Here is a 22,402-nt window from a genome sequence, read left to right as displayed (position 1 = left end):
CACGCACGGCGTGCACGCCGAGGGCGCGCGTCCGGTCGCCGGGGGAGCGGCAGCCACCGCGACCACGGCCGCGCGCGCGGTCCGGACCGCCTTCCGGGCCGGGGCGACCACGGCCGGCGCGGTGCGGTCGCTGTCCGACGCCCGCCGGGAGTTCCGCACCGGGATGGCCGAGCGGGAGGCGCAGCTGCGGCACGACCTCGTCGGCGACGCCGACGTGGACGCGATCCGCGCCGAGCGCGCCGCCCGTCGGGCCGCCGCCCACGACGACGAGCCCGACGGCACGGCCCCGCCCGCCTGGCACCGGGACCACGAGGCCCGCGAGGCCGCCCGGCGCGAGCGCGCGCGGCGTGGCTGGGCTGACGAGCCCACCGAGGACCCGGGCGACGGCGACGGCGACCTGCCGTACGCCTTCTGAGGTCCGGGCCGCGCAGCCGCCTAGGCTGCACCCGGCGCCCGCTACGGACGTGTAGCGGCGCCACCGCACGACGAGCACGACCACCGGTGGAGGACCCTCCGCCCGAGATGACGAGGACACCATGCGCACCGCCGAGATCCGCCAGCGTTGGCTCGACTTCTTCGAGGCCCGCGGCCACGCCGTGGTGCCCTCGGCCCCGCTGATCTCGCCCGACCCGTCGACGCTGTTCGTCATCGCCGGCATGGTCCCGTTCATCCCCTACATGCTGGGGGAGCAGACGGCGCCGTGGCCGCGCGCGACGAGCGTGCAGAAGTGCGTGCGCACCCTCGACATCGAGGAGGTCGGCAAGACCACCCGCCACGGCACGTTCTTCCAGATGAACGGCAACTTCTCCTTCGGCGACTACTTCAAGGAGGGGGCGATCCGCAACGCCTGGGAGCTCATCACGACGCCCCAGGACCAGGGTGGTTACGGGTTCCCCGTCGACAAGATCTGGGTCACCGTCTACGAGACCGACGACGAGGCCGCGGAGCTCTGGAAGCAGATCGCGGGCCTGCCGGACGAGCGCATCCAGCGCCGCGGCATGAAGGACAACTACTGGTCGACCGGCGCGCGCGGCCCCGCGGGCCCGTGCTCGGAGATCTACGTCGACCGCGGCCCGGAGTTCGGCGCCGAGGGCGGCCCGGTCGTCGACGAGGACCGGTACATCGAGATCTGGAACCTCGTGTTCATGCAGTACGAGCGCGGCGACGGGGGCGGCAAGGAGGACTTCCCGATCCTCGGCGAGCTCAAGCAGAAGAACATCGACACCGGCATGGGCCTGGAGCGCGTCGCGTTCCTGCTGCAGGGCGTCGACAACATGTACGAGATCGACGAGGTGTTCCCGGTCATCGAGGCCGCGCAGCGCCTGTCGGGCCGCACGTACGGCGAGAACCACGACGACGACGTCCGCATGCGCGTCGTCGCGGACCACGTCCGCTCCGGCCTGATGCTCATGGGCGACGGCGTCACCCCGTCCAACGAGGGCCGCGGCTACGTGCTGCGCCGCCTGCTGCGCCGCGCGATCCGCGCGATGCGCCTGCTCGGCGTCGAGACCCCCGCGCTGCCGACGCTGCTGCCGGTGTCCCGCGACGCGATGTCCCCGTCGTACCCGGAGCTCGCGACCGACTTCGACCGCATCGCCCGTGTGGCGTACGCGGAGGAGGAGTCGTTCCTGCGCACGCTCGTCTCCGGCACCTCGATCCTCGACCTGGCGGTCTCCGAGGCCAAGCAGGTGCCCGCCGGGTCCGCGTCCCGCCCGCTGCTGACCGGCGAGAAGGCGTTCCAGCTGCACGACACCTACGGGTTCCCGATCGACCTCACCCTCGAGATGGCGGCCGAGCAGGGCGTCTCCGTGGACGAGAAGGCGTTCCGCACGCTCATGCAGGCGCAGCGCGACCGGGCGCGCGCCGACGCGCTGGCCAAGCGCGCGGGCCGTACCGACACCGCGGCCTACCAGGACCTGCACAGCACGCTGTCGGGATCCGGGGCGAAGCCGGTGGAGTTCGTGGGCTACGACCGCACCACCTCGCGCTCGCGCGTCGTGGGCCTGCTGGTCGACGGCGTGCCCGCGCCCGCCGCGACGGCGCCCGCGGACGTCGAGGTCGTGCTCGACGTCACGCCGTTCTACGCCGAGATGGGCGGGCAGCTCGCCGACCACGGCACGATCGTGCTCGACGGCGGCGCGACCATCGAGGTGGACGACGTCCAGGCGCCGGTCAAGGGCCTGCCCGTGCACCGCGGCCGCCTGGTCGAGGGCACCATGACGCTCGACGAGCCCGGCGTCGCGACCATCGACACCGAGCGCCGCCTCGCCATCAGCCGCGCGCACACCGCGACGCACATGGTGCACAAGGCCATCCAGGAGTCCCTGGGCGACAGCGCGACCCAGGCGGGCTCCGAGAACGCGCCCAGCCGCATCCGGTTCGACTTCCGGTCCGGCCAGGCCGTCCCCGCGGGCGTGCTGTCCGAGGTCGAGGAGCGGGTCAACGCCCGGCTCCAGGAGGACCTGGACGTCACCGACGCCGTCATGCCGATCTCCGAGGCGCGGGCGCTCGGCGCCATGGCGCTGTTCGGCGAGAAGTACGGCGACCAGGTGCGCGTCGTGTCCATCGGCGGCGACTGGTCGCGCGAGCTCTGCGGTGGCACCCACGTGCGCCGCTCCGGCGAGCTCGGCCTCGTCACGCTGCTCGGCGAGTCGTCCATCGGCTCCGGCGTCCGCCGCGTCGACGCGCTCGTCGGTGACGGCGCCTACGGCTTCCACGCCAAGGAGCGCGCGCTCGTCGGCCAGCTCTCCGGCCTGCTCGGTGCGCGCCCCGAGGAGCTCGCCGACCGCGTCGCGTCGCTGCTCGGCCGCCTGAAGGACTCCGAGAAGGAGCTCGCCTCCGTGCGCGCCGCCCAGGTGCTCGCCCAGGCGGGCGCGCTCGCCGCGGGCGCGGTCGACGTCGTCGGCACCCGCGTCGTCACGCACGACGCCGGTGAGGTCGCCGCCGACGACCTGCGCACCCTCGTGCTCGACGTCCGGGCGCGGCTCGGCGAGTCCGCCCCCGCGGTCGTCGCGGTCGGCGGCGTCGCCAAGGGCCGCCCGGTGGTCGTCATCGCCACGAACGCCGCGGCGCGCGCCGCTGGTGTCCGGGCCGGTGCCCTGGTGAAGACCGCGTCCGGTGTCCTTGGTGGCGGCGGTGGCGGCAAGGACGACCTCGCCCAGGGCGGCGGCGCCGACGCGACGCGTCTGCCGGAGGCCCTCGACGGGGTGCGGGCCGCGATCGAGGCGGGCGCCTGAGCGCCGGCACGCCCGGCACCACCCCGTCCCCGGACGAGGTGGTGCGCGGGGCGCGCCTGGCGGTCGACGTCGGGTCCGTGCGCGTCGGTCTCGCGGCCAGCGACCCCGACGGTCTCGTGGCCACCCCGGTCGCCACGCTCGCCCGCGACACCCGCACGCCGAAGGCCGGTGACCTGCCGAAGGACGTCGCGCAGATCGTCGAGGAGGTCGCCGAGCGGTTCGCCGCCGCGGTCTACGTCGGGCTGCCGAAGCACCTGTCCGGGACCGAAGGTGCTGCGGCCGAGTCGGCGCGCTTGTACGCTGGTGCGCTGGCGCAGGCCGTCGCACCCGTACCGGTGCGCATGGTCGACGAGCGGATGAGCACCGTCACCGCTCATCAGGCGCTGCACGCGTCCGGGAGATCCGGGCGACGTCACCGCTCCGTGGTCGACCAGGCCGCGGCGGTGGTGATCCTGCAGACCGCGTTGGACGCGGAGCGCTCCACGGGCCGCCGGCCCGGCGAGCGGGTCGAACCGACCCGCCCGCAGGACGCACCGGGTGGACGCGCGGGGGGTCCGCGGGACGCTGGACACGCAGGACACACCGAAGGGACGACCGAGTGAGCGACCTGTTCCTCGGTGCTCCGCAGCAGGAGCACCACGAGGCACCCCCGCCCTCACGCCGCTCGCGCCGGGACGACAAGGCCATCAAGGCCCGTCGGCGCAAGACCCGGCGTCGCCGCAGCGCCAGCGTGCTCGTGCTCGCCCTCGCGCTCGTCGGCGGCATGGCGTTCGTCGTGTGGAGCATCTTCGGCGGGCTGTTCTCGGGCGGCGGGGGCGGCGACGACTCCGTCAGCGACTTCCCCGGGCCCGGTAGCGGCGAGGTGCAGGTCACCGTCGCGTCCGGCGACACCGGCGGCGCCATCGGCGCCACCCTCGAGGAGGCGGGCGTCGTCGCGACCGCGAAGGCGTTCACCGACGCCTACGCCGCCAACCCCGCCGCCACCGGCATCCAGCCCGGCGCGTACACCCTGCTGATGGAGATGAAGGCGAGCGACGCGGTCAACGCGCTGCTCGACGCCGAGAACCGCGTCTCCAACCGGGTCACCATCCCCGAGGGCTACACCGCCGACCAGATCTACCAGCGGCTCTACGAGATCACGACGATCCCCGTCGAGGACTTCGAGGCCGCCGCCGCGGACCCCGCCGCCATCGGACTGCCCGCCGAGGCCGGCGGCAACGTCGAGGGCTGGCTGTTCCCCGCCACCTACGACGTCGAGCCCGGCTCCACCGCCGCCTCGGTGCTGTCGCAGATGGTCGCGCGGACCGTGTCGATCCTCACCGACCGGGGCGTCGCCCAGGACCAGTGGGAGACGGTGCTGAACAAGGCGTCCATCGTGGAGCGCGAGGGCAAGCTCGACGAGGACCGGGCGAAGATCGCGCGGGCGATCCAGAACCGGCTCGACATCGAGATGGCGCTCCAGATCGACGCCATCAACGCGTACGGTCTCGGCATCCCGGGGACGCAGCTGACGACCGCCGACACCCGGGACGCCCAGCCGCCCTACAACCCGTACAACTCGTACAAGATCCCGGGCCTGCCCCCGACGCCCATCGCCAACCCCGGCGAGGTGTCGATCGACGCCGTGCTCAACCCGGCCGACGGCCCGTGGTTGTTCTGGGTGACCGTCAACCTGGACACCGGCGAGACGAAGTTCTCCGAGACGTTCGCCGAGCACCAGACGTACGTGGACGAGCTGCGCGCCTGGCAGCGCGAGAACCAGTAGTGGCACCGGCAGCGGGGCGCCGGGCGGCCGTCATCGGCCACCCGGTGTCCCACTCCCTGTCGCCCGTGCTGCACCGCGCCGCCTACGCGGCGCTCGGCCTCGACGGCTGGGCGTACGACCCGGTCGACCTCACGGAGGACGACCTGCCGTCGTTCGTCGCGGCGCTCGACGGCACCTGGGCGGGGCTGAGCGTCACGATGCCGCACAAGCAGGCCGTCATGGCCCTGGTCGACCACGTCGAGCCGCTCGCCGAGGTCGTCGGCGCCGTCAACACCGTCCTCGTGCAGGGCGGGGGAGCGCGGCCCGTGCTCACCGGCGCCAACACCGACGTGCACGGGATCGTCGCGGCGCTCACCGAGGGCCTGGAGACCGGCTCGGCCGCCGGGTCCCGCTCGGCCGTGGTCCTCGGGGCCGGGGCGACCGCGTCGTCCACGCTCGCCGCCCTCGCGCAGCTCGGCTGCACCACGCCCGTCGTGCACGTGCGGTCCCTCGGCCGCACCGGCGGGCTCGCCCGCGCCGCGCACCGCATGGGCGTCGAGCCCGTCTTCCGGCCCCTGACCGAGGCCGTCGCCGCCATGGCCCGCGCGGACCTCGTGGTCTCCACGCTGCCGCCGCGCGCCGCCGACGCCCTCGCCCTCGACGTGCGCGCCGCGCCAGCGGCCCCCCGCCCCGCCGCCGTCCTGCTGGACGTCGCCTACGACCCCCGGCCCACCGCCCTGTCCGCCGCGTGGTGCGACCGCGGTGCCGTCGCCGTGCCCGGCGAGCGGATGCTCCTGCACCAGGCCGTCGAGCAGGTACGGCTGATGACCGGCCGCCCCGGGCCCCTGGCGGCCATGGACGCCGCGCTCACCGCCGCGCTCGCGTAGCAGCGCCCGCCTGACCAGCGCAGTTCACCCGCTGTCACGGCCCGATCCGCCAACCGGGCGACGCTCCCGCCTCATCTCCCCCCGTCGACCTGCCGATGGTCCTGAACGGGGCAGGTGCACGGACCTGTCCTGGGACGGAAGGACACGGGGTGAAGCAGCTCGGCGAGATCCTGCTGGACGAGGGCCTGGTCAGCGAGGCGCAGCTCATGGCGGCGCTGGACGAGCAGATGGCGCGGGGGCAGTCCCTCGGCCGGACGCTGGTCGAGATCGGGATCCTCACCGAGGGTCAGCTGGTCGCGGCGCTCGCGCGGCAGGTCGGCATGTCGTTCGTCGACCTGGACGAGTTCCAGGTGGACCGCTCGGCGGTCTCGATGGTGCCCGCCGCGCTCTGCCGGCGGTACACGGTGCTGCCCGTCGGGTTCCAGGACGGCGCGCTCGTGCTCGCCACCGCCGACCCCGGCAACGTCGTCGCGGTCGACGACGTGCGGACCGTGTCCGGCATGACGGTGCTGCCCATCGTCGCGACGTTCGAGAACCTCACGCGCGCCATCGACCGGTACTGCCGGGCCGACGGCGAGATGGAGGACCTGTCCTCGGCGTTCGAGGAGGAGAGCCGGCCCGAGGTCGACCTCTCCCAGGTCGGTGACGTCGTCGAGGACGACGCGCCCATCGTCCGGTACGTGAACCTCCTGGTCACCCAGGCGATCTCGGACCGCGCGTCCGACATCCACATCGAGCCCACCGAGCACGACCTGCGCGTCCGGTACCGGATCGACGGCGTGCTGCACGAGATGCAGCGCTCGCCCAAGCAGATCCAGGGCGGCGTGATCTCCCGCGTCAAGATCCTCTCGGACATCGACATCGCCGAGCGGCGCAAGCCCCAGGACGGCCGCATGTCCGTCACCCACAACGGGCGCAAGATCGACCTCCGTGTCGCGACGCTGCCGACCGTGTGGGGCGAGAAGATCGTCATGCGGATCCTGGACAACTCCACGGCGAGCCTCGACCTGCGTGACCTGGCGTTCCTCGACCACAACTACGAGACGTACCGCGAGTCGTACACCAAGCCCTACGGGATGATCCTGGTCACCGGCCCCACGGGATCCGGCAAGTCCACGACCCTGTACGCGACGCTGAACGCCGTCTCCAAGCCCGAGATCAACGTCATCACCGTCGAGGACCCGGTCGAGTACCGGCTGCCCGGCATCAACCAGGTGCAGGTCAACCCCAAGGCCGGGCTCACCTTCGCCGGGGCGCTGCGGTCCATCCTGCGGTCCGACCCCGACGTCGTCCTCCTCGGTGAGATCCGCGACCACGAGACCGCGCAGATCGCCATCGAGGCGGCCCTCACCGGTCACCTCGTGCTCTCGACCCTGCACACCAACGACGCGCCGTCCGCCGTCACCCGGCTCGTGGAGATGGGGATCGAGCCGTTCCTCGTCGGGTCCGCGCTCGACGCCGTGGTCGCGCAGCGGCTCGCGCGTCGGCTGTGCGGGAAGTGCAGCGAGCCGTACCTGCCGACCGAGCAGGAGATGACCGCCGCGCGGTTCCCCTGGGTGCCCGGCGAGCAGATCCCGGAGCTGTTCCGACCCGTCGGCTGCGTCGCCTGCTCCCGTACCGGGTACCGAGGGCGCGTCGCGCTGCACGAGGTCATGCGGGTGACCGAGGACATCGAGCGGCTCGCCGTCGCGCGGGCCTCGGCGGCGGAGATCGGCCACGTCGCGCGGCAGCAGGGCATGATCACGCTCCGCGACGACGGCTGGCAGAAGGTCGCCCTGGGGCAGACCTCCCTCGAGGAGATCCTGCGGGTCGTCGCATGAGCGTCACGCGGGGGAGTGGCGCGGCCGCACGCGCCTCAAGGACCCGGCGCCCGGCGCCGATGTTGCTGAGCGTGATCCGCCCCGGCACCTGCCGGGCGGGCGAGGAAGGGGAGCAGTGGTGAGCGAGTCCGATGCGCACGACCCGCGCCAGGTGACGCGGGGCCTGCCGCCGTACCTGCCGTCCGCCGCGGGCGCGCCCGCCGAGCAGCGGTTCGCCGTGCCCGGCGTGCAGGCGCCGGTCGAGGCGCCGCCCACCCGGGCCCAGCTGCGCCAGCAGCAGGCCGGGCTCCCGCAGCAGCCCGCCACCCCGCAGAGCGGTGTCCCCGGGTACGCGCAGGCTCCCGCCGCGCCGCCCGCCGGACTGTCCCCGTACGGCCAGCAGCCCCAGCAGGCCGCGCCCGGGTACGCGCAGCCGACGCAGCAGCTGCCCCCGCAGCCGCCGGCCCCGCAGCCGCCCGTGGCCCAGCCGACGCAGCAGCTGCCCGCGCAGCAGGCCGCCCGGACGCACCCGCAGACGCCCCCCGGCGGGCAGGCCCGCGCCGGCATGGGCCAGGCCGCGATCGACGGCGACGTCCGCCTGGACGACGTCCTCGCCCGCATGGTCGAGATCGGCGCGTCCGACCTGCACCTCACCAGCGGCGCCCCGCCGATGGTCCGCCAGTCCGGCACCCTGCAGCCGCTCGAGGGGCTGCCGCAGATGGCCGCCGAGCCGCTGCGGCGCATGCTGTTCTCGATCCTCACGCAGAAGCAGCGCGAGCAGTTCGAGTCCGAGCTGGAGCTCGACTTCGCGTACGCGCTGCGCGGGCACGCCCGGTTCCGCGTGAACCTGTACCAGCAGCGCGAGTCCGTCGGCGCCGCGTTCCGCGTCATCCCGTACGAGATCCGGCCGCTCGAGGAGCTCGGCGTCCCCGCGATCGTCGGCTCGTTCGCCGGCCTGCCGCGCGGGCTCGTCCTCGTCACCGGCCCCACCGGGTCCGGCAAGTCCACCACCCTCGCGTCGATGGTCGACCTCGCGAACCGCACCCGCGCGGACCACATCATGACCGTCGAGGACCCCATCGAGTTCCTGCACCGGCACAAGAAGTCGATCATCAACCAGCGCGAGGTCGGCGCGGACACCCACTCGTTCGCGAACGCCCTCAAGCACGTGCTGCGCCAGGACCCCGACATCATCCTCGTCGGCGAGCTCCGCGACCTCGAGACCATGTCGGTCGCGCTCACCGCCGCCGAGACCGGTCACCTCGTCTTCGCGACCCTGCACACCCAGGACGCCGCGCAGACCATCGACCGCATCATCGACGTCTTCCCGTCCTACCAGCAGGACCAGATCCGCACCCAGCTCGCGTCCGCGCTGCAGGGCGTCGTCTGCCAGACCCTGTGCAAGCGGTCGCACGGCACCGGGCGCATCGTCGCCACCGAGGTCATGGTCGCCACCCCCGCGATCCGCAACCTCATCCGCGAGGGCAAGACCCACCAGATCTACTCCGCCATGCAGGCCGGGGCCCAGCAGGGCATGCACACCCTCGACCAGCACCTCGCCGACCTCGTGCGCTCGCACAAGATCACCTACGAGGTCGGTCTCGAGAAGTGCCACAACTCCGAGGACTACAACCGGCTCACCGGCCGGTCCACGTCCATCAACCAGGGCGCCGCGTCGCTGCAGGGCGGCACGCCCACCACGCAGGGCTACGGGCAGATGGGACAGCGCTGATGGCCGCCACCGAGCTGCGGACGTACGAGTACCAGGCGCTCGACGCCGGGGGCAAGGTCCTCAAGGGCCGCATCGAGGCGCCGCACCAGGGCGCGGTCGCGGGCCGGCTGAAGACCATGGGGATCGCGCCGGTCGCGATCAACGAGGTGTCGACGTCGGGTCTGAACAAGGAGATCCGTCTCGGCGGCGGCAGCGGGGTCAAGACGAAGGACCTCGCGGTCATGGCCCGGCAGCTCGCCACCATGGTCGCCGCCGGCCTGAGCCTGCTGCGGGCGCTGTCGATCCTCGCCGAGCAGACCGAGAACAAGGCCCTGGCCAAGGTGCTCGGGCAGGTGCGCGGCGACGTCGAGACCGGGCAGTCCCTGTCCGCGGCGATGCAGAAGCACGCGGACGTCTTCCCGCCGCTCATGCTCAACATGGTGAAGGCGGGTGAGGTCGGCGGGTTCCTCGAGGAGGTCCTCCTCTCGATCGCGAACAACTTCGAGGCCGAGGTCAAGCTCAAGAACAAGATCCAGTCGGCGATGACCTACCCGGTCGTAGTCTTCGTGATCGCGATCCTCGCCGTGATCGGCATGCTGATCTTCATCGTCCCGGTGTTCACCGACATGTTCGCGGACCTCGACGCACCGCTGCCGGCGCCGACCGCGTTCCTCGTCTGGTTGTCCGGGGTGATGAAATGGTCGGCGATTCCCTTGGTGGTCGTGGGCGCTATCGCGGCGATGTGGTGGCGCAAGCACAAGAACGACCTCGCGGTCCGCGAGAGGTTCGATCCCATCAAGCTCAAGATCCCGGTGTTCGGCGCGCTCTTCCAGAAGGTCGCCATCGCACGTTTCACCCGGAACTTCGGCACCATGATCCGCGCAGGTGTGCCATTGCTCCAGTCGCTCGACATCGTCGGTGACACCAGCGGCAACATCGTCATCTCGCACGCGGTCAAGGACGTGCGTGACTCGGTGCGCACCGGGCAGTCGCTCACCGGGCCGCTGTCCCAGCACAAGGTCTTCCCCCCGATGGTCGTGCAGATGATGGCTGTCGGTGAGGACACCGGTGCGCTCGACACGATGCTGGACAAGGTCGCGGACTTCTACGACCAGGAGGTCGAGTCGACGACCGAGCAGCTGACGTCGCTCATCGAGCCGATCATGATCGTCGGCATCGGCTCGATCATCGGCGGCATGATCGTCGCGCTGTACATGCCGATCTTCAGCATCTACGGCGCGATCCAGTGATCTGACGCACCGTGGGTCCGACGCGGACCGACCACCCGGACGGGTGGTCGGTCCGTTTTGTCGTAGCGCGACCGGGTGAACCGCGATCGAGGGCTCAAGTGGCCCTCCCGGCCCACCGATGAAGCCTGTGCAGTGACATCCGCGGGGCTATAGCGGCCCGCATCTGGAATTGAAGCTGAACTTTCCTCACCCGCAGATCTGAAGGGGAGCCTCCCGTGCTCGCTCGCATTCGCAAGTCCATGGACGAGAAGGACAAGGGTTTCACCCTCGTCGAGCTCCTGGTCGTCATGATCATCATCGGCATCCTCGCGGCGATCGCGATCCCGGTGTTCATGAACCAGCGCAACAAGGCCCGTGACACCGCCACCAAGGCCGACGTGTCCACGGTCGGCAAGGAGGTCGCCACGTACTACGTCGACGGGACCGGCACGCTGACCGCCTCCGTCGCCAACGGCGTGCTGACGCTGACCGACGGCGCTGCTGGTGCCGCCGGCGCGTTCTCGACCGAGATCAAGCTGTCGAACGGGACCGCCTTCACGGCCGGCCAGCTCAAGTACAGCGACACCTCGAAGAAGTCCAGCACCTGGTGCGTCGGCCTCACCAACCCCGAGGGCCAGCAGAAGGACTTCAAGTACTCCGCGGCCAAGGGCCTCGAGACCGGCGCCTGCTGACCGGTCAGCCACGACGCGACGGGGCGGGGGCGTGTGTCGCCCCCGCCCCGTCGCGCATGCAGTCCCCACGCCACCACCTACGCACCATCGAGGAGATCCGCGGTGACACGTCGTCTGTCGCTCAGGCACTCAGAAGCCGAGCGTGACCGAGGCGCGAGCCTGATCGAGGTCGTCATCGCGTGCGTGCTGCTCGGGATCCTGTCGAGCGCGGTCCTCGCGATCGTGCTCCAGACCCAGTCCGCCGGTGTGGGCAACCGCAACCGCGTCGCGGCCTCGAACCTCGCGGCGCGCGAGATCGACATGGTGCGGTCCGAGTTCTACCGGTCGGAGTCGGCGCCCCTCGCGCTCGCGACCGCAGGCACCACGACGAACCGTCGACCGCTCACGGACGGCACCGCGGGGCAGCCGCTCGTCGTCGACGGCACCCCGTACACCGTGACCACCTCGACGCAGTGGAACGTGACGGGTACCGCTCAGTCCGCGTGCGACGGCGGCTCGCTCGTGACCTACCCCACGCTCGCCGTGACCGTGCGTGTCACCTGGCCGAACATGGGTTCGATCAAGCCGGTCGTCTCCGCCGCCTCGTTGGCGCCCGAGAAGGGCGACGGCATCACCACGACGGACGTGTCGTTCGTCGCCGTGCGGATCACCGACGCGACCGGGGCCCCCAACCAGGGCCGTGGCGTCGCCGTGACCGGGGGCGGGGCCACCGTCAGCGGTACCACCGACACGCAGGGGTGCGCGGTCGTCCAGGTCAACCCGGCATCCGCGGGGACCGCGTACACGGCACGTGTCTCCGATGCCGGGTACGTGGACATCTCCGGCACGGCCAACCCGTCGAAGAGCGTCGGGACGCTCACGCGCGGGAAGCTGAACAACAGCGTGCTGTTCCAGGTCGACCGCCCCGGGGCCGTGAACATCCGGCTGGTCGGCGACGACGGCGCCCTGGTCGACGCCTCGACCGCGGCCGGGGCCCAGATCACCCTCGTCGCGTCCGAGTCCTCGGGCTCGACGAGCAGCAGGGTCGTCACCGCCACGGGTCCGATCACGACGGTGCCCGGTCTGTGGCCGACGACCTACGGTGCCTACGTCGGCGCCAACGTCCCGGCGAACGGATTCTTCACCAAGCCGGTCACGTCCGGAGCCACGGTCGAGCTCGACGCGGTGCTCGCCTCCGGGCGGGTCCGGCTCGAGGGCATGCCCGACGGGACGACCGGTGTCGTCGCGGTACCGGGTGGCGCTGCGTGCACCGATCCCGCGGCTCGCGCGGTCGATCCCGCGTCGGTCTCGCTGCTCCCGGGCAGCTGGAGCTTCTACGCCTCGGGCGCGCTCTTCACCTGCTCCCCGGGGCCCGACCAGGTCACGCTCCAGGCCGGCGACAACGGCGTGCTCCCGTGGGAGCAGACCACGCTCCAGGTCGTCAACGCTCCCGAGGGAGTGCTGTGGGCCGTCAACCGCACGCGGCTCGGCGAGTCGCTCGCGACGTGCCCCGGCCCCAGCGCCGCTCCGATCGCGGTGAACGTGGACGGCGCGCGAGCGGCGCCGGTCGTGCTGCCCGCGGGTGACTGGTACGTCTACGTCACCGACGGCCCCGCCGTCGGAACCTGCCGCGGCGTGCCGGCGGCCCAGTACTCCAAGGTGCTGCCCTACGGGTCCCAGAGCGTGATCTCCTGGGCGACGCTGACGTCCCAGGTCGCCGCGACCGCGCTGCCCCGGGGTCAGCGCTACGGCGTCGTGGCCTGGACCGGTGCCGAGACGATGTCGTGCTCCACGGGTCTGCCCGGGGCTGCGACGACGTTCGGCAAGCAGTCCACCAACGCGACGCGCGCCACGGCGCAGCTCGACGCCGGCACCTGGCGGCTGTTCGTCCGTGACACCACCGCCCGGACCTGCACATTCGCCGGGACGGTCGTCGTGGACGGGACCGGGCGCGCCTACGAGATCGCCCTGAACACGAGCAGCCCCGGGACGGTGCGGTGATGAGACGGATCATGCGGGAGCGACTCGGGCGCGACGACCGGGGGACCACGCTCACCGAGACCTTGGTCGTCATGGTCATCATGAGCATCGTCGTGATCACGACGGCGTCGTTGACCATCGGGATCACGCGTACGACGGCGCAGAACTCGACACGGCAGGACCAGATCGACTCCGCGCGGACGTCGGTCGAGCGGGTGAGCAAGACGGTGCGCACCTCGGTGCGACCGAGCCAGCTGCTCTCGGGGTGCGCAGGCGCCTGCCTCGACGCATCGGCCTTCATGTCCGGCTCGACGTTGTCGATGAAGTTCTTCGCGAACCTCGACAACGTGAACGCCGCGGTCGGTCCGAGCCAGGTCAGCTACACCGTGGCGACCTCGGGCGCTGACGCGGGCGTGCTCCTCGAGCGGGTGCAGGTCCCGGACCCGGTGTCGCCGACCTCGAACGGGTGGGTCTACTGCGACCCGGACGCCAGCGGCGCGAGCACCGAGTGCAAGAAGCGCCTGACCGTGCGTCGCTACGCCAGCGGGGTCGACACGTCCAAGCCGGTCTTCACCTACTGGGGTGCCGACGGCGGCCAGCTGATCCCCGGCGGGTCCGGCGCGCTGTCGGCCGCCGACCTCAAGAAGGTGATCGCGGTCGAGGTGACGCTGAAGGTGAGCAGCTCGCGCCCGAACTCACCCGGACCGACCACGTACATCCAGCGCATCACGTTGCCGAACGCCCAGGCGTTCGTCCAGCAGGGAGAGGACTCGACGCCATGAGCCGGAACAGCACGGGACGGCTGACCGGTGTGCTGCGCCGACTCCGCGGCGACGAGGACGGGGCGGCGATGGTGGTCGTCGTCGGCTCGATGCTCGTCCTGGCGATGCTCGCGATGACGGCGTTGGCGTACACGATGAACGGGCAGCGGTTCGCCCGCTACGACCAGGACTACTCCGCTGCCATGAGCGCAGCCCAGAGCGGGGTCGACGACTTCATCAGCCGGCTCGACAGCACGGAGACCTACGGTCTGACCGTCGACTGCGCCAACGCGGCGTGGCGCGGACCGATGACCGGGGCGAGCAACTCCTGCGGCTGGGGGCCCTCGACGGCACCGGGGTGGCTGCCCGTCCAGGCCGGTGCCACGACGGATAAGGACGCGTTCTTCCACTACAAGGTCGATGCGACCCGCAAGCTCACCGAGGGCACCGTCCTGCTCACCGTGACCGGGCGCTCCAACGGCGTCTACCGCACCGTGCAGGCGACGGTCGGGATGGGCGGGTCGACCGACTACGTCTACTACACCGACTTCGAGTCCGCGGACCCGTCCAACGTGCAGGTCTACGGCACGAACGGCACCCAGAAGGTCGGGTGCGGGCGCGACGGCTCGACCAACGCCAAGTACTGGTTCCAGGGCCGTTCCGCTGACGACTGCACCGAGATCCAGTTCATCTCCTCGGACCGGCTCGACGGCGCCGTGTTCTCGAACGACACGATCTACAGCACCGGCGCGACCTTCGAGAAGTCGTTCGAGACCGCCGACCCCAAGTGCCGGAACGTCACGAGCAACTCCAACACCTGGAACTCGTCCTGCCTGCGGCAGGGGAGCAGCGCGACCTTCGGCGAGCAGCCGCGATACGCGACGCCCAAGTACCTCGTGGACAACTCGAGCCAGTTCAAGGACAACCCGGGGTGCCACTACTACGGCGCCACCCGGGTCATCTTCAACGCCAGCGGCACGATGACGGTGTGGAACAAGAAGTCGGTGAACGGCAACCGCGCGCCCGTGGCGATCCGGGCTCCGGGCGAGTCCACGGATCCCTCGTGCGGTTCGCTCGACCAGCTCGACTCCGCGTCCGGCGCGACGCTGCCGGTGCCGAACGAGAAGGTCATCTACGCCGCCACGTCCCCCGGCACCGCGAACCGGCAGTGCTACGGGGGCGAGATCGGCGGACTCTCGGGGAAGACCCTGCCGATCGGCAACTACACCGGCAGCGCTGCGACGGGCGCGAACCAGTCCTACACGTACGACACGAACATGACCGAGACGGCCAAGTTCTGCGGGCAGGGCAACCTGTATGCGGAGGGAGTGCTCGACGGCCGGGTCACGATCTCGGCCGAGCAGTCGGTGATCGTCACCGGGGATCTCGTGCTGGCCGGCGGTCAGGTCGAGACGAGCGACGACATGCTCGGACTCGTCGCGACGAACTCGGTCGAGGTCTTCCGGCCGCGCGAGGTCCGCGTCCGGTCGGAGGAGCGCTGCACGAGCTACAGCTGGTACACGGGTCGGTGCACCGCCGTCGCGTACAGCTGGGGGAGCCCCTCGGGCGAGTCGTCCCCCGTCGGCTGGCCGATGCGGTACGCGAGCCCCGGGCAGTCGATCACCCCGCAGCCCGGCATCATGATCGCCGGGTCGATCCAGACGCTCCAGCACTCCTTCCTCGTGCAGAAGTACGCGGTCGGCGGGTCGTCCGGTGAGCTGCGGGTGTGGGGTTCCATCGCCCAGCGCTGGCGGGGCATCGTCGGGCAGAACAGCAGCCAGACCGGGATGAACGGGTACAGCAAGCTCTACCAGTACGACACCCGGCTGGCCTACACGCGGCCGCCGTACTTCCCGACCTGGGCGAACGCCAAGTGGACGCTGCGCTACTCGGGGGAGATCAACACTCCGACCGACGTGAGACGTTGACCGGCATGCTGCCTCTCGTCGTCGTCCTGTCCGGCCTGCTCGGCCTCGCCATCGGCTCGTTCCTCAATGTGGTCGTGTGGCGGGTCCCACGAGGCGAGTCGGTCGTGAGCCCGCCCAGTGCCTGCCCGCGGTGCGGTCACGGCATTCGCAGCCGGGACAACATCCCGCTGCTGTCGTGGCTGCTGCTGCGTGGACGGTGCCGGGACTGCGGGGCGCCGATCTCGGCCCGCTACCCGCTCGTCGAGGCGGCGACGGGGGCGCTGTTCGCCCTCGCCGCGTGGTGGTGCTGGGCGCAGGACGTGCCGTGGTTCCTGCCGGCGTTGGCGTACTTCGTCGCTGTCGCGGTGGCACTCGCCCTGATCGATGTGGACGTGCACCGCCTCCCGGACGCGATCGTGCTGCCGTCCTACCCGGTGGTGCTGGTGCTGCTGACGGTGGCGAGCTGGGCGCCGGGTGACGAGTCGAACTGGAGCGCGCTGGTGCGCGCCCCGGTCGCAGGATCGGCCATGTTCGCCTTCTACCTCCTTGCACGACTCGTCTACCCGAAGGGCATGGGCCTGGGCGACGTGAAGCTCGCGGGGGTGCTGGGCCTCTACCTCGGATGGGTCGGCTGGGGGGCCGTGCTCATCGGGTGGTTCGCGACCTTCCTGCTCGCCGGCGTGTTCGCGATCGCCCTGATGGCAGCGGGCCGAGCCCGCGTGGGCTCGGGGATCCCGCTCGGCCCGTGGATGCTCCTCGGCGCCGGCGTCGGCGTGGTGGTCGGCGAGCCGCTCTGGTCGGCCTACCTGGACGCCTTCGTCTGAGAGCCACCCGCTCGCCCGCTCAAGATCGGGCCTGCGGTACCGATGAACCTGACAGCGTGCCGCGAGGCACGGCAACAACCGACGAGGAGACGGCCAGGTGGCAAAGACCCGCGTGATCGGGCTCGACATCGGCACCACGGGTGTCCGGGCGGTCGAGGTGGAGTTCGACAACGGCGGTGCCGCCAAGGGGGCACCGGGGCGCGTGCTGCGCGCGGGCTTCGTGCCGCTGCCCTGGGGCGCGGTGCACGACGGCGAGGTCGCCGAGCCGGCGACCGTCGCCTCCGCGATCAAGCGCCTGTGGGCCGAGCAGAAGTTCTCCGTGAAGGACGTCGTGGTCGGCGTCGGCAACCAGCGTGTGCTCGTGCGCGAGCTGGACATGCCCGCCCTGCCGCCGACGCAGCTGCGTGCCGCGCTGCCGTTCCAGGTCGAGGGACTGATCCCGGTGGCGGCGAGCGACGCGCTCCTGGACTTCCACCCGATCAGCACGAGCACCGGTGCCGAAGGTCCGCAGTTGCACGGCCTGCTGGTCGCGGCGACCGCGGAGACCGTCCTCGCGAACACGCGAGCCGTGGAGCAGGCGGGCCTGGTGCCCACCATGGTGGATCTCAACGCCTTCGCCGTCGCCCGGATCCAGTCCCGTTCGGGATTCGGCACCGGCGTCGTCGCGTTCGTCGACATCGGCGCACGGGTCACCAACGTCTCGATCGTCGTCGACGGGCACCCGCGGTTCGTCCGCATCCTGCCCGCCGGCGGGCACGACGTCACCGAGGCGCTGTCCAGCACGCTCGACATCCCGCAGCCGGACGCCGAGCGTCTCAAGCGTGAGGTCGGCATCGGCCTCGCCACGGCGCAGGAGGACCTGACCGCCAAGCAGATCGTCGCCGAGGTCACCACCGCGCTGGTCGACTCCGTGCGCAACACGCTCGTCTACTACGCGAGCAGCAACCCCGGAGGAGCCGTGCAGCAGATCGTCCTGTCCGGTGGAGGCTCGTTCCTCCCCGGCCTCGGGCAGTACCTGGCCAGTGCCGCACGCGTGCAGGTCGTCGTCGGCGAGCCGCTCGCCTCGCTTCCGCCCGCCAAGGGTATGGACATCCGCTCCTTCGGTGCGGACCCCGCCACCTACGCGGTGCCGCTCGGCCTGGCGATGGGGGTGGCGGCATGAGTGTCACCGCACCCACCCGTCGCCCGGACGCTGCTCCCGTCGACACGTGGCCCCAGGTCAATCTGCTGCCCGCGGAGGTCACGCAGGGCCGTCGACTCAAGTCGACGAAGCGCCTGCTGGTCCTGGCGCTCGCCGTAGTCCTGCTCGTCATCGCGCTCGGCTACGTCGGCTCGCTGTTCCTCGCCCGTCACGCGGCGTCGGAGCTGACGGCGGCGCAGGCCGAGACGACGCGACTGCAGGACGAGAAGGCCCAGTACGCGGAGGTCCCGCAGGTCCTCTCCGACATCGCGACGGCGGAGATCGCCCGTCAGCAGGCGATGAGCTCCGAGATCCTGTGGCCGGACTACCTGGAGGCCCTGCGCGCCGTCACGCCGGAGGGGGTCTCCTACGACTCGATCTCGGTCGCGGTCGGCGCTCCGGGACAGCCCTACGGAGGTAGCACCAACCCGCTCTCGGGGACGACCATCGGCCAGGTCGCCTTCACGGCACGGTCGTTGACTCTCCCGGACACGGCGGCGTGGATCGACGCGATCGAGGGCGTCTCCGGCATGTCCAACCCGTGGTTCTCCTCCGCCTCGATCAGCGAGGAGGACGGAGTCGTCTTCTACCAGGTGCAGGCGTCCGTCGACCTGCTTCCCTCGGCCCTCTCGGGTCGGTTCGAGCCGGAGGTCGAGCAGTGAGGCGTCAGACCAGCGCGAAGGTGTGGGTGGGCGGGACCGCCGCGGTCGCCGTGCTGCTGCTGGTCGCGGGATGGTTCCTGCTGATCGAGCCCGTGACCGCCGCTGCGGCGGAGGATTCCGCCCAGACGGAGAGCCAGCTCCAGCAGAACGAGCTCCTCGAGCTGGAGATCATCCAGCTGCAGGAGCAGTTCACGCACATGGAGGAGTACCGGGCTGAGCTCGCCGCCCTGCGTCTGCAGATGCCGACCACCGGCGACGGGGCGAGTATCAGCCGGGAGCTGCAGGACCTCGCTTCGGCAGCGGGGGTCACGATCACCGCGGTGGCGCCGAGCGTCCCCCAGCAGTTCGTGGCGACCGTCGTCACCCCCGAGGTCGGCACGGACGAGACGGCGCCGGCGGAGGATGCCGCTGCGGACGGCACGTCGGACGAGTCGACCACCGACGGCACGACGGACGCGAGCGCGCCGCTGGCGCTTCCCGGCTTCTACGCGATTCCGATCAGCATGACGTCGATCGGTTCGTACGAGGGGTCCGTGGCGTTCCTGCGATCGCTGCAGACCGAGGCGAGTCGGCTCTACCTCGTCTCCACGATCAACGCCGTGACCCAGGAAGCGGCTGGTTCGAACGCCGGTCGTCCCGCCACCAACGACGGGGACATCGAGCTCACGATCGCGGGCTACGCCTACGTCCTCACGGACAGCGCCGTCGTCACTGACACGAGCGACCTGGAGAAGGAGGCCCTGCCGGTTCCCAGCGGTCAGGGCAACCCGTTCGCCCCGGTGGGCTGAGCCCCCGACGTACGACCGCGCCCCGGCCCACGACGTGGACCGGGGCGCGGTCGTGTCCCGGTGACGTGGAAGAATCCAGCCCATGCTCCGTTGGTTGACGTCCGGTGAGTCGCACGGTCCCGCCCTGGTGGGTGTGCTGGAGGGCCTGCCCGCAGGGGTCGAGGTCGACTCCTCCCACATCCGCGACGCGCTCGCGCGCCGGCGCCTGGGTTATGGCCGGGGCGCCCGGATGTCGTTCGAGCAGGACGAGGTCCGCATCCTCGGCGGTGTCCGCCTGGGCGAGTCCCAGGGCGGTCCGGTGGCGGTCGAGATCGGCAACACCGAGTGGCCGAAGTGGGTCGACGTCATGTCGTCGGACCCGGTGGACGACCCGGAGAAGCTCAACCGCGCCCGCAACGCCCCGCTGACCCGGCCGCGCCCGGGCCACGCGGACCTCGTGGGCATGCGCAAGTACGCGTTCGACGACGCCCGCCCGGTCCTGGAGCGTGCGTCTGCGCGCGAGACCGCGGCTCGCGTGGCGCTCGGGACGGTCGCGGCGCGGTTCCTGGAGCAGGCCGCGGGGGTGCGGCTGGTGTCGCACGTCGTGGCCATCGGCCCCGTGTCGGCCCCGGACGACGCGGACCTGCCGTCCCCAGACGACGTCGCGGCGCTGGACGCCGACCCGGTGCGCTGCTTCGACGCGGCGACGTCGGCGGCGATGGTCGCGGAGATCGACGACTGCCACAAGGCGGGCGACACCCTCGGCGGCGTCGTGGAGGTCCTGGTCTACGGGCTGCCGTCGGGCCTCGGCTCCTACGTGCACGCGGACCGGCGGCTGGACTCCCGCCTCGCGGGTGCGCTCATGGGCATCCAGGCGATCAAGGGCGTCGAGGTCGGCGACGGCTTCCGCACCGCGACCCGCCGGGGCTCGCAGGCGCACGACGAGATGGAGCGGGACGCCGACGGCGTGATCCGGCGGCGCACCAACCGCGCGGGCGGCCTCGAGGGCGGCATGACCAACGGCGAGGTCCTGCGCGTGCGTGCGGCGATGAAGCCCATCTCCACGGTCCCGCGCGCGCTGGACACCATCGACACGGCCAGCGGTGAGCCGGCCAAGGCGCAGCACCAGCGGTCCGACGTGTGCGCGGTCCCGCCCGCCGCGGTCGTGGCGGAGGCGATGGTGGCACTGGTCGTCGCGGACGCCCTGCTGGAGAAGACCGGCGGCGACTCGGTGGGCGAGGTGCGCCGCAACCTCGAGGCGTACGTCGCGGCGATCCCCGACCTGCTGCGATGAGCGCGCGGCCACGCGTCGTCCTCGTCGGGCCCCCGGGGTCCGGCAAGTCGACCGTCGCGCACGCGCTGGCGGGGCGCTGGCACCTCGCGCAGCGGGACACCGACACCGATGTGGAGGCGGTGGCCGGCAAGCCGGTCGCGGACATCTTCCTCGAGGACGGCGAGCCGCGGTTCCGCGAGCTCGAGCACGAGGCCGTGCGGGTCGCGCTCGTCGAGCACGACGGCGTCCTCGCGCTCGGCGGCGGTGCCGTGCTGCACGCCGCGACGCAGGACGCCCTGGCGGAGTACCGGGCGGGCGGCGGCGTCGTGGTGTTCCTCGACGTCAGCCTCAAGCACGCCGCGCCGCGCGTGGGCTTCAACCAGTCGCGGCCGCTGCTGCTGGGCAATCCTCGGGCGCGCTGGCAGGCGCTGATGACCGAGCGCCGCCCGGTGTACGAGCGGGTCGCGTCGGTCGTGGTCTCGACGGACGGCATCACCCCCGCCCAGGTGGCGGAGCGGATCGAGCACGCGCTGGCCGACCAGCGCGAGGACGGGAGCGGGGCGGACCGATGAGCACGCGCACGGTGCAGGTGACGGGGGAGCAGCCCTACGAGGTCGTCATCGGGCGGCACCTGCTCGGCGAGCTGCCGCGCCTGCTGGGCGACGCCGTCCGCAAGGTGCTGGTCATCCACCCGGCCGCGCTCGCCGCGACCGCCGAGACGATGCGCGAGGACCTCGTGGCGCACGGCTACGAGGCCCTGCTCGCCGAGGTCCCGGACGCCGAGCCCGCGAAGTCCGCGCAGGTGGCGTCGTTCTGCTGGCAGGTGCTCGGCCAGGCGGACTTCACGCGGTCCGACGCGATCGTCGGGCTCGGCGGCGGCGCGACCACGGACCTCGCCGGCTTCGTCGCGTCGACGTGGCTGCGCGGTGTCCGCGTGGTGCACGTCCCGACGACGCTGCTCGCGATGGTCGACGCGGCGGTCGGCGGCAAGACCGGCATCAACACCGTCGAGGGCAAGAACCTCGTCGGCACGTTCCACGCGCCCGCAGGTGTGCTGTGCGACCTCGCGGCGCTGGAGAGCATGCCGAAGCACGACTACGTCGCCGGGCTCGGCGAGGTCGTCAAGTGCGGGTTCATCGCGGACCCGCGCATCCTCGACCTGGTCGAGCAGCACGGCGACGAGATCACCGACCCCGTGCGCGCGGCGCAGTCCGAGGTGCTGGCCGAGCTCGTGGAGCGGTCCGTGGCCGTGAAGGCGCGGGTCGTGGGGGAGGACCTCCGCGAGGCCGGGCTGCGGGAGATCCTCAACTACGGGCACACCCTCGGGCACGCCATCGAGCACGTCGAGCGGTACTCCTGGCGGCACGGCGCCGCGGTGTCGGTCGGCATGGTGTTCGCCGCCGAGCTCGCGCGGCTCGCCGGGCGGTTGGACGAGTCGGTCGTGGCGCGGCACCGGTCGATCCTCACCGGGCTCGGGCTGCCGACGACGTACCGCGGCGACCGGTGGGACCAGCTGCACGCCGCGATGCGCCGGGACAAGAAGACCCGCGGGGACCGGCTGCGGTTCGTCGTGCTGGACGACGTCGCCCGGCCCGCGCGGCTGGAGGGGCCGGACCCGACCCTGCTGGTCGCGGCGTACGCGGAGGTCTCCGAGGGTGCGGCGCCGGTGCGGGGGATCTCGCTCGGCTGAGCGCCTACAAGCCCACAGGCTTGTAACGCAACTTACAATGTCTAACCGTTGTAAGTGGGCTTACCAGGGTCTAGCCTGGGA

Annotated in this window: 19 protein-coding genes; all 19 read left to right on the top strand. The window is 71.8% G+C overall.

Annotated features, from left to right (window positions below; genetic code table 11):
• Positions 1-415: hypothetical protein (locus EBM89_RS05935; RefSeq protein ID WP_158609524.1), on the top strand; the 415-nt coding region annotated here is incomplete at its 5' end.
• Between the two features lie 121 nt (positions 416-536).
• Entirely contained in the window at positions 537-3,236 is a 2,700-nt protein-coding gene (alaS, locus tag EBM89_RS05930; protein ID WP_122148536.1) for an alanine--tRNA ligase, read from the top strand.
• 38 nt (positions 3,237-3,274) lie between these two features.
• Positions 3,275-3,838 carry a Holliday junction resolvase RuvX gene (gene ruvX, locus EBM89_RS05925; RefSeq protein WP_122148535.1) on the top strand — a complete coding sequence of 188 codons (564 nt, stop codon included), beginning with the start codon at positions 3,275-3,277 and terminating at the stop codon, positions 3,836-3,838.
• Positions 3,835-5,001 (top strand): endolytic transglycosylase MltG, encoded by a 1,167-nt coding sequence (gene mltG, locus EBM89_RS05920; RefSeq protein WP_122148534.1) that lies wholly within the window; start codon positions 3,835-3,837, stop codon positions 4,999-5,001. The genes ruvX and mltG overlap by 4 nt, the downstream gene beginning before the upstream one ends.
• On the top strand, positions 5,001-5,867 hold the full coding sequence (locus EBM89_RS05915; RefSeq protein ID WP_122148533.1) for a shikimate dehydrogenase: 867 nt from the start codon (positions 5,001-5,003) through the stop codon (positions 5,865-5,867). Before mltG ends, EBM89_RS05915 begins: the two co-directional genes overlap by 1 nt.
• 149 nt (positions 5,868-6,016) lie before the next feature.
• On the top strand, positions 6,017-7,687 hold the full coding sequence (locus EBM89_RS05910; RefSeq protein WP_122148532.1) for a GspE/PulE family protein: 1,671 nt from the start codon (positions 6,017-6,019) through the stop codon (positions 7,685-7,687).
• Between the two features lie 118 nt (positions 7,688-7,805).
• Positions 7,806-9,398, top strand: coding sequence for a type IV pilus twitching motility protein PilT (locus EBM89_RS05905; protein WP_233571571.1), 1,593 nt, complete (start codon positions 7,806-7,808; stop codon positions 9,396-9,398).
• Positions 9,398-10,627 (top strand): type II secretion system F family protein, encoded by a 1,230-nt coding sequence (locus EBM89_RS05900; protein ID WP_199731988.1) that lies wholly within the window; start codon positions 9,398-9,400, stop codon positions 10,625-10,627. The genes EBM89_RS05905 and EBM89_RS05900 overlap by 1 nt, the downstream gene beginning before the upstream one ends.
• A gap of 215 nt (positions 10,628-10,842) precedes the next feature.
• A complete protein-coding gene (locus EBM89_RS05895) occupies positions 10,843-11,298 on the top strand; it encodes a type II secretion system protein (RefSeq protein WP_233571570.1) in 456 nt (151 codons plus the stop codon).
• Positions 11,299-11,400: 102 nt separating this feature from the next.
• A complete protein-coding gene (locus EBM89_RS21785; protein ID WP_199731987.1) occupies positions 11,401-13,278 on the top strand; it encodes a type IV pilus modification PilV family protein in 1,878 nt (625 codons plus the stop codon).
• Complete coding sequence (locus EBM89_RS05885) at positions 13,278-14,039, top strand: hypothetical protein (protein WP_233571569.1); 762 nt, start codon at positions 13,278-13,280, stop codon at positions 14,037-14,039. Before EBM89_RS21785 ends, EBM89_RS05885 begins: the two co-directional genes overlap by 1 nt.
• Positions 14,036-15,946 (top strand): pilus assembly PilX family protein, encoded by a 1,911-nt coding sequence (locus EBM89_RS05880; RefSeq protein ID WP_122148529.1) that lies wholly within the window; start codon positions 14,036-14,038, stop codon positions 15,944-15,946. Before EBM89_RS05885 ends, EBM89_RS05880 begins: the two co-directional genes overlap by 4 nt.
• A gap of 5 nt (positions 15,947-15,951) precedes the next feature.
• Positions 15,952-16,749, top strand: a complete 798-nt coding sequence (locus tag EBM89_RS05875; protein ID WP_122148528.1) for a prepilin peptidase — start codon at positions 15,952-15,954, stop codon at positions 16,747-16,749.
• 97 nt (positions 16,750-16,846) lie between these two features.
• Positions 16,847-17,911 carry a type IV pilus assembly protein PilM gene (gene pilM / locus EBM89_RS05870; RefSeq protein WP_122148527.1) on the top strand — a complete coding sequence of 355 codons (1,065 nt, stop codon included), beginning with the start codon at positions 16,847-16,849 and terminating at the stop codon, positions 17,909-17,911.
• Positions 17,908-18,591 carry a PilN family protein gene (locus EBM89_RS05865; RefSeq protein ID WP_122148526.1) on the top strand — a complete coding sequence of 228 codons (684 nt, stop codon included), beginning with the start codon at positions 17,908-17,910 and terminating at the stop codon, positions 18,589-18,591. The genes pilM and EBM89_RS05865 overlap by 4 nt, the downstream gene beginning before the upstream one ends.
• Entirely contained in the window at positions 18,588-19,379 is a 792-nt protein-coding gene (locus tag EBM89_RS05860) for a hypothetical protein (RefSeq protein ID WP_147463465.1), read from the top strand. Before EBM89_RS05865 ends, EBM89_RS05860 begins: the two co-directional genes overlap by 4 nt.
• Before the next feature lie 82 nt (positions 19,380-19,461).
• Entirely contained in the window at positions 19,462-20,652 is a 1,191-nt protein-coding gene (gene aroC / locus EBM89_RS05855) for a chorismate synthase (protein ID WP_122148524.1), read from the top strand.
• The gene (locus EBM89_RS05850; protein ID WP_122148523.1) at positions 20,649-21,203 is read left to right on the top strand and encodes a shikimate kinase; all 555 of its coding nucleotides are present in this window, start codon (positions 20,649-20,651) and stop codon (positions 21,201-21,203) included. The genes aroC and EBM89_RS05850 overlap by 4 nt, the downstream gene beginning before the upstream one ends.
• Positions 21,200-22,321: a 3-dehydroquinate synthase gene (gene aroB, locus EBM89_RS05845; protein WP_122148522.1), complete on the top strand. Its 1,122-nt coding sequence runs from the start codon at positions 21,200-21,202 to the stop codon at positions 22,319-22,321. The genes EBM89_RS05850 and aroB overlap by 4 nt, the downstream gene beginning before the upstream one ends.
• Positions 22,322-22,402: the final 81 nt, after the last annotated feature.

The sequence above is a fragment of the Cellulomonas triticagri genome (genome assembly GCF_003696205.1).
GTDB lineage: Bacteria > Actinomycetota > Actinomycetes > Actinomycetales > Cellulomonadaceae > Cellulomonas > Cellulomonas triticagri.
Note: the sequence above shows the minus strand (reverse complement) of the source record. Positions and strands in the feature narration are given on the sequence as shown.

Excerpts from the sequence above, each read along its gene's own strand:
- alaS (WP_122148536.1), top strand. The coding sequence starts at position 537 with ATGCGCACCGCCGAGATCCGCCAGCGTTGGCTCGACTTCTTCGAGGCC.
- EBM89_RS05900 (WP_199731988.1), top strand. The coding sequence starts at position 9,398 with ATGGCCGCCACCGAGCTGCGGACGTACGAGTACCAGGCGCTCGACGCC.
- EBM89_RS05885 (WP_233571569.1), top strand. The coding sequence starts at position 13,278 with ATGAGACGGATCATGCGGGAGCGACTCGGGCGCGACGACCGGGGGACC.
- EBM89_RS05880 (WP_122148529.1), top strand. The coding sequence starts at position 14,036 with ATGAGCCGGAACAGCACGGGACGGCTGACCGGTGTGCTGCGCCGACTC.
- EBM89_RS05875 (WP_122148528.1), top strand. The coding sequence starts at position 15,952 with ATGCTGCCTCTCGTCGTCGTCCTGTCCGGCCTGCTCGGCCTCGCCATC.
- EBM89_RS05865 (WP_122148526.1), top strand. The coding sequence starts at position 17,908 with ATGAGTGTCACCGCACCCACCCGTCGCCCGGACGCTGCTCCCGTCGAC.
- aroC (WP_122148524.1), top strand. The coding sequence starts at position 19,462 with ATGCTCCGTTGGTTGACGTCCGGTGAGTCGCACGGTCCCGCCCTGGTG.
- EBM89_RS05850 (WP_122148523.1), top strand. The coding sequence starts at position 20,649 with ATGAGCGCGCGGCCACGCGTCGTCCTCGTCGGGCCCCCGGGGTCCGGC.
- aroB (WP_122148522.1), top strand. The coding sequence starts at position 21,200 with ATGAGCACGCGCACGGTGCAGGTGACGGGGGAGCAGCCCTACGAGGTC.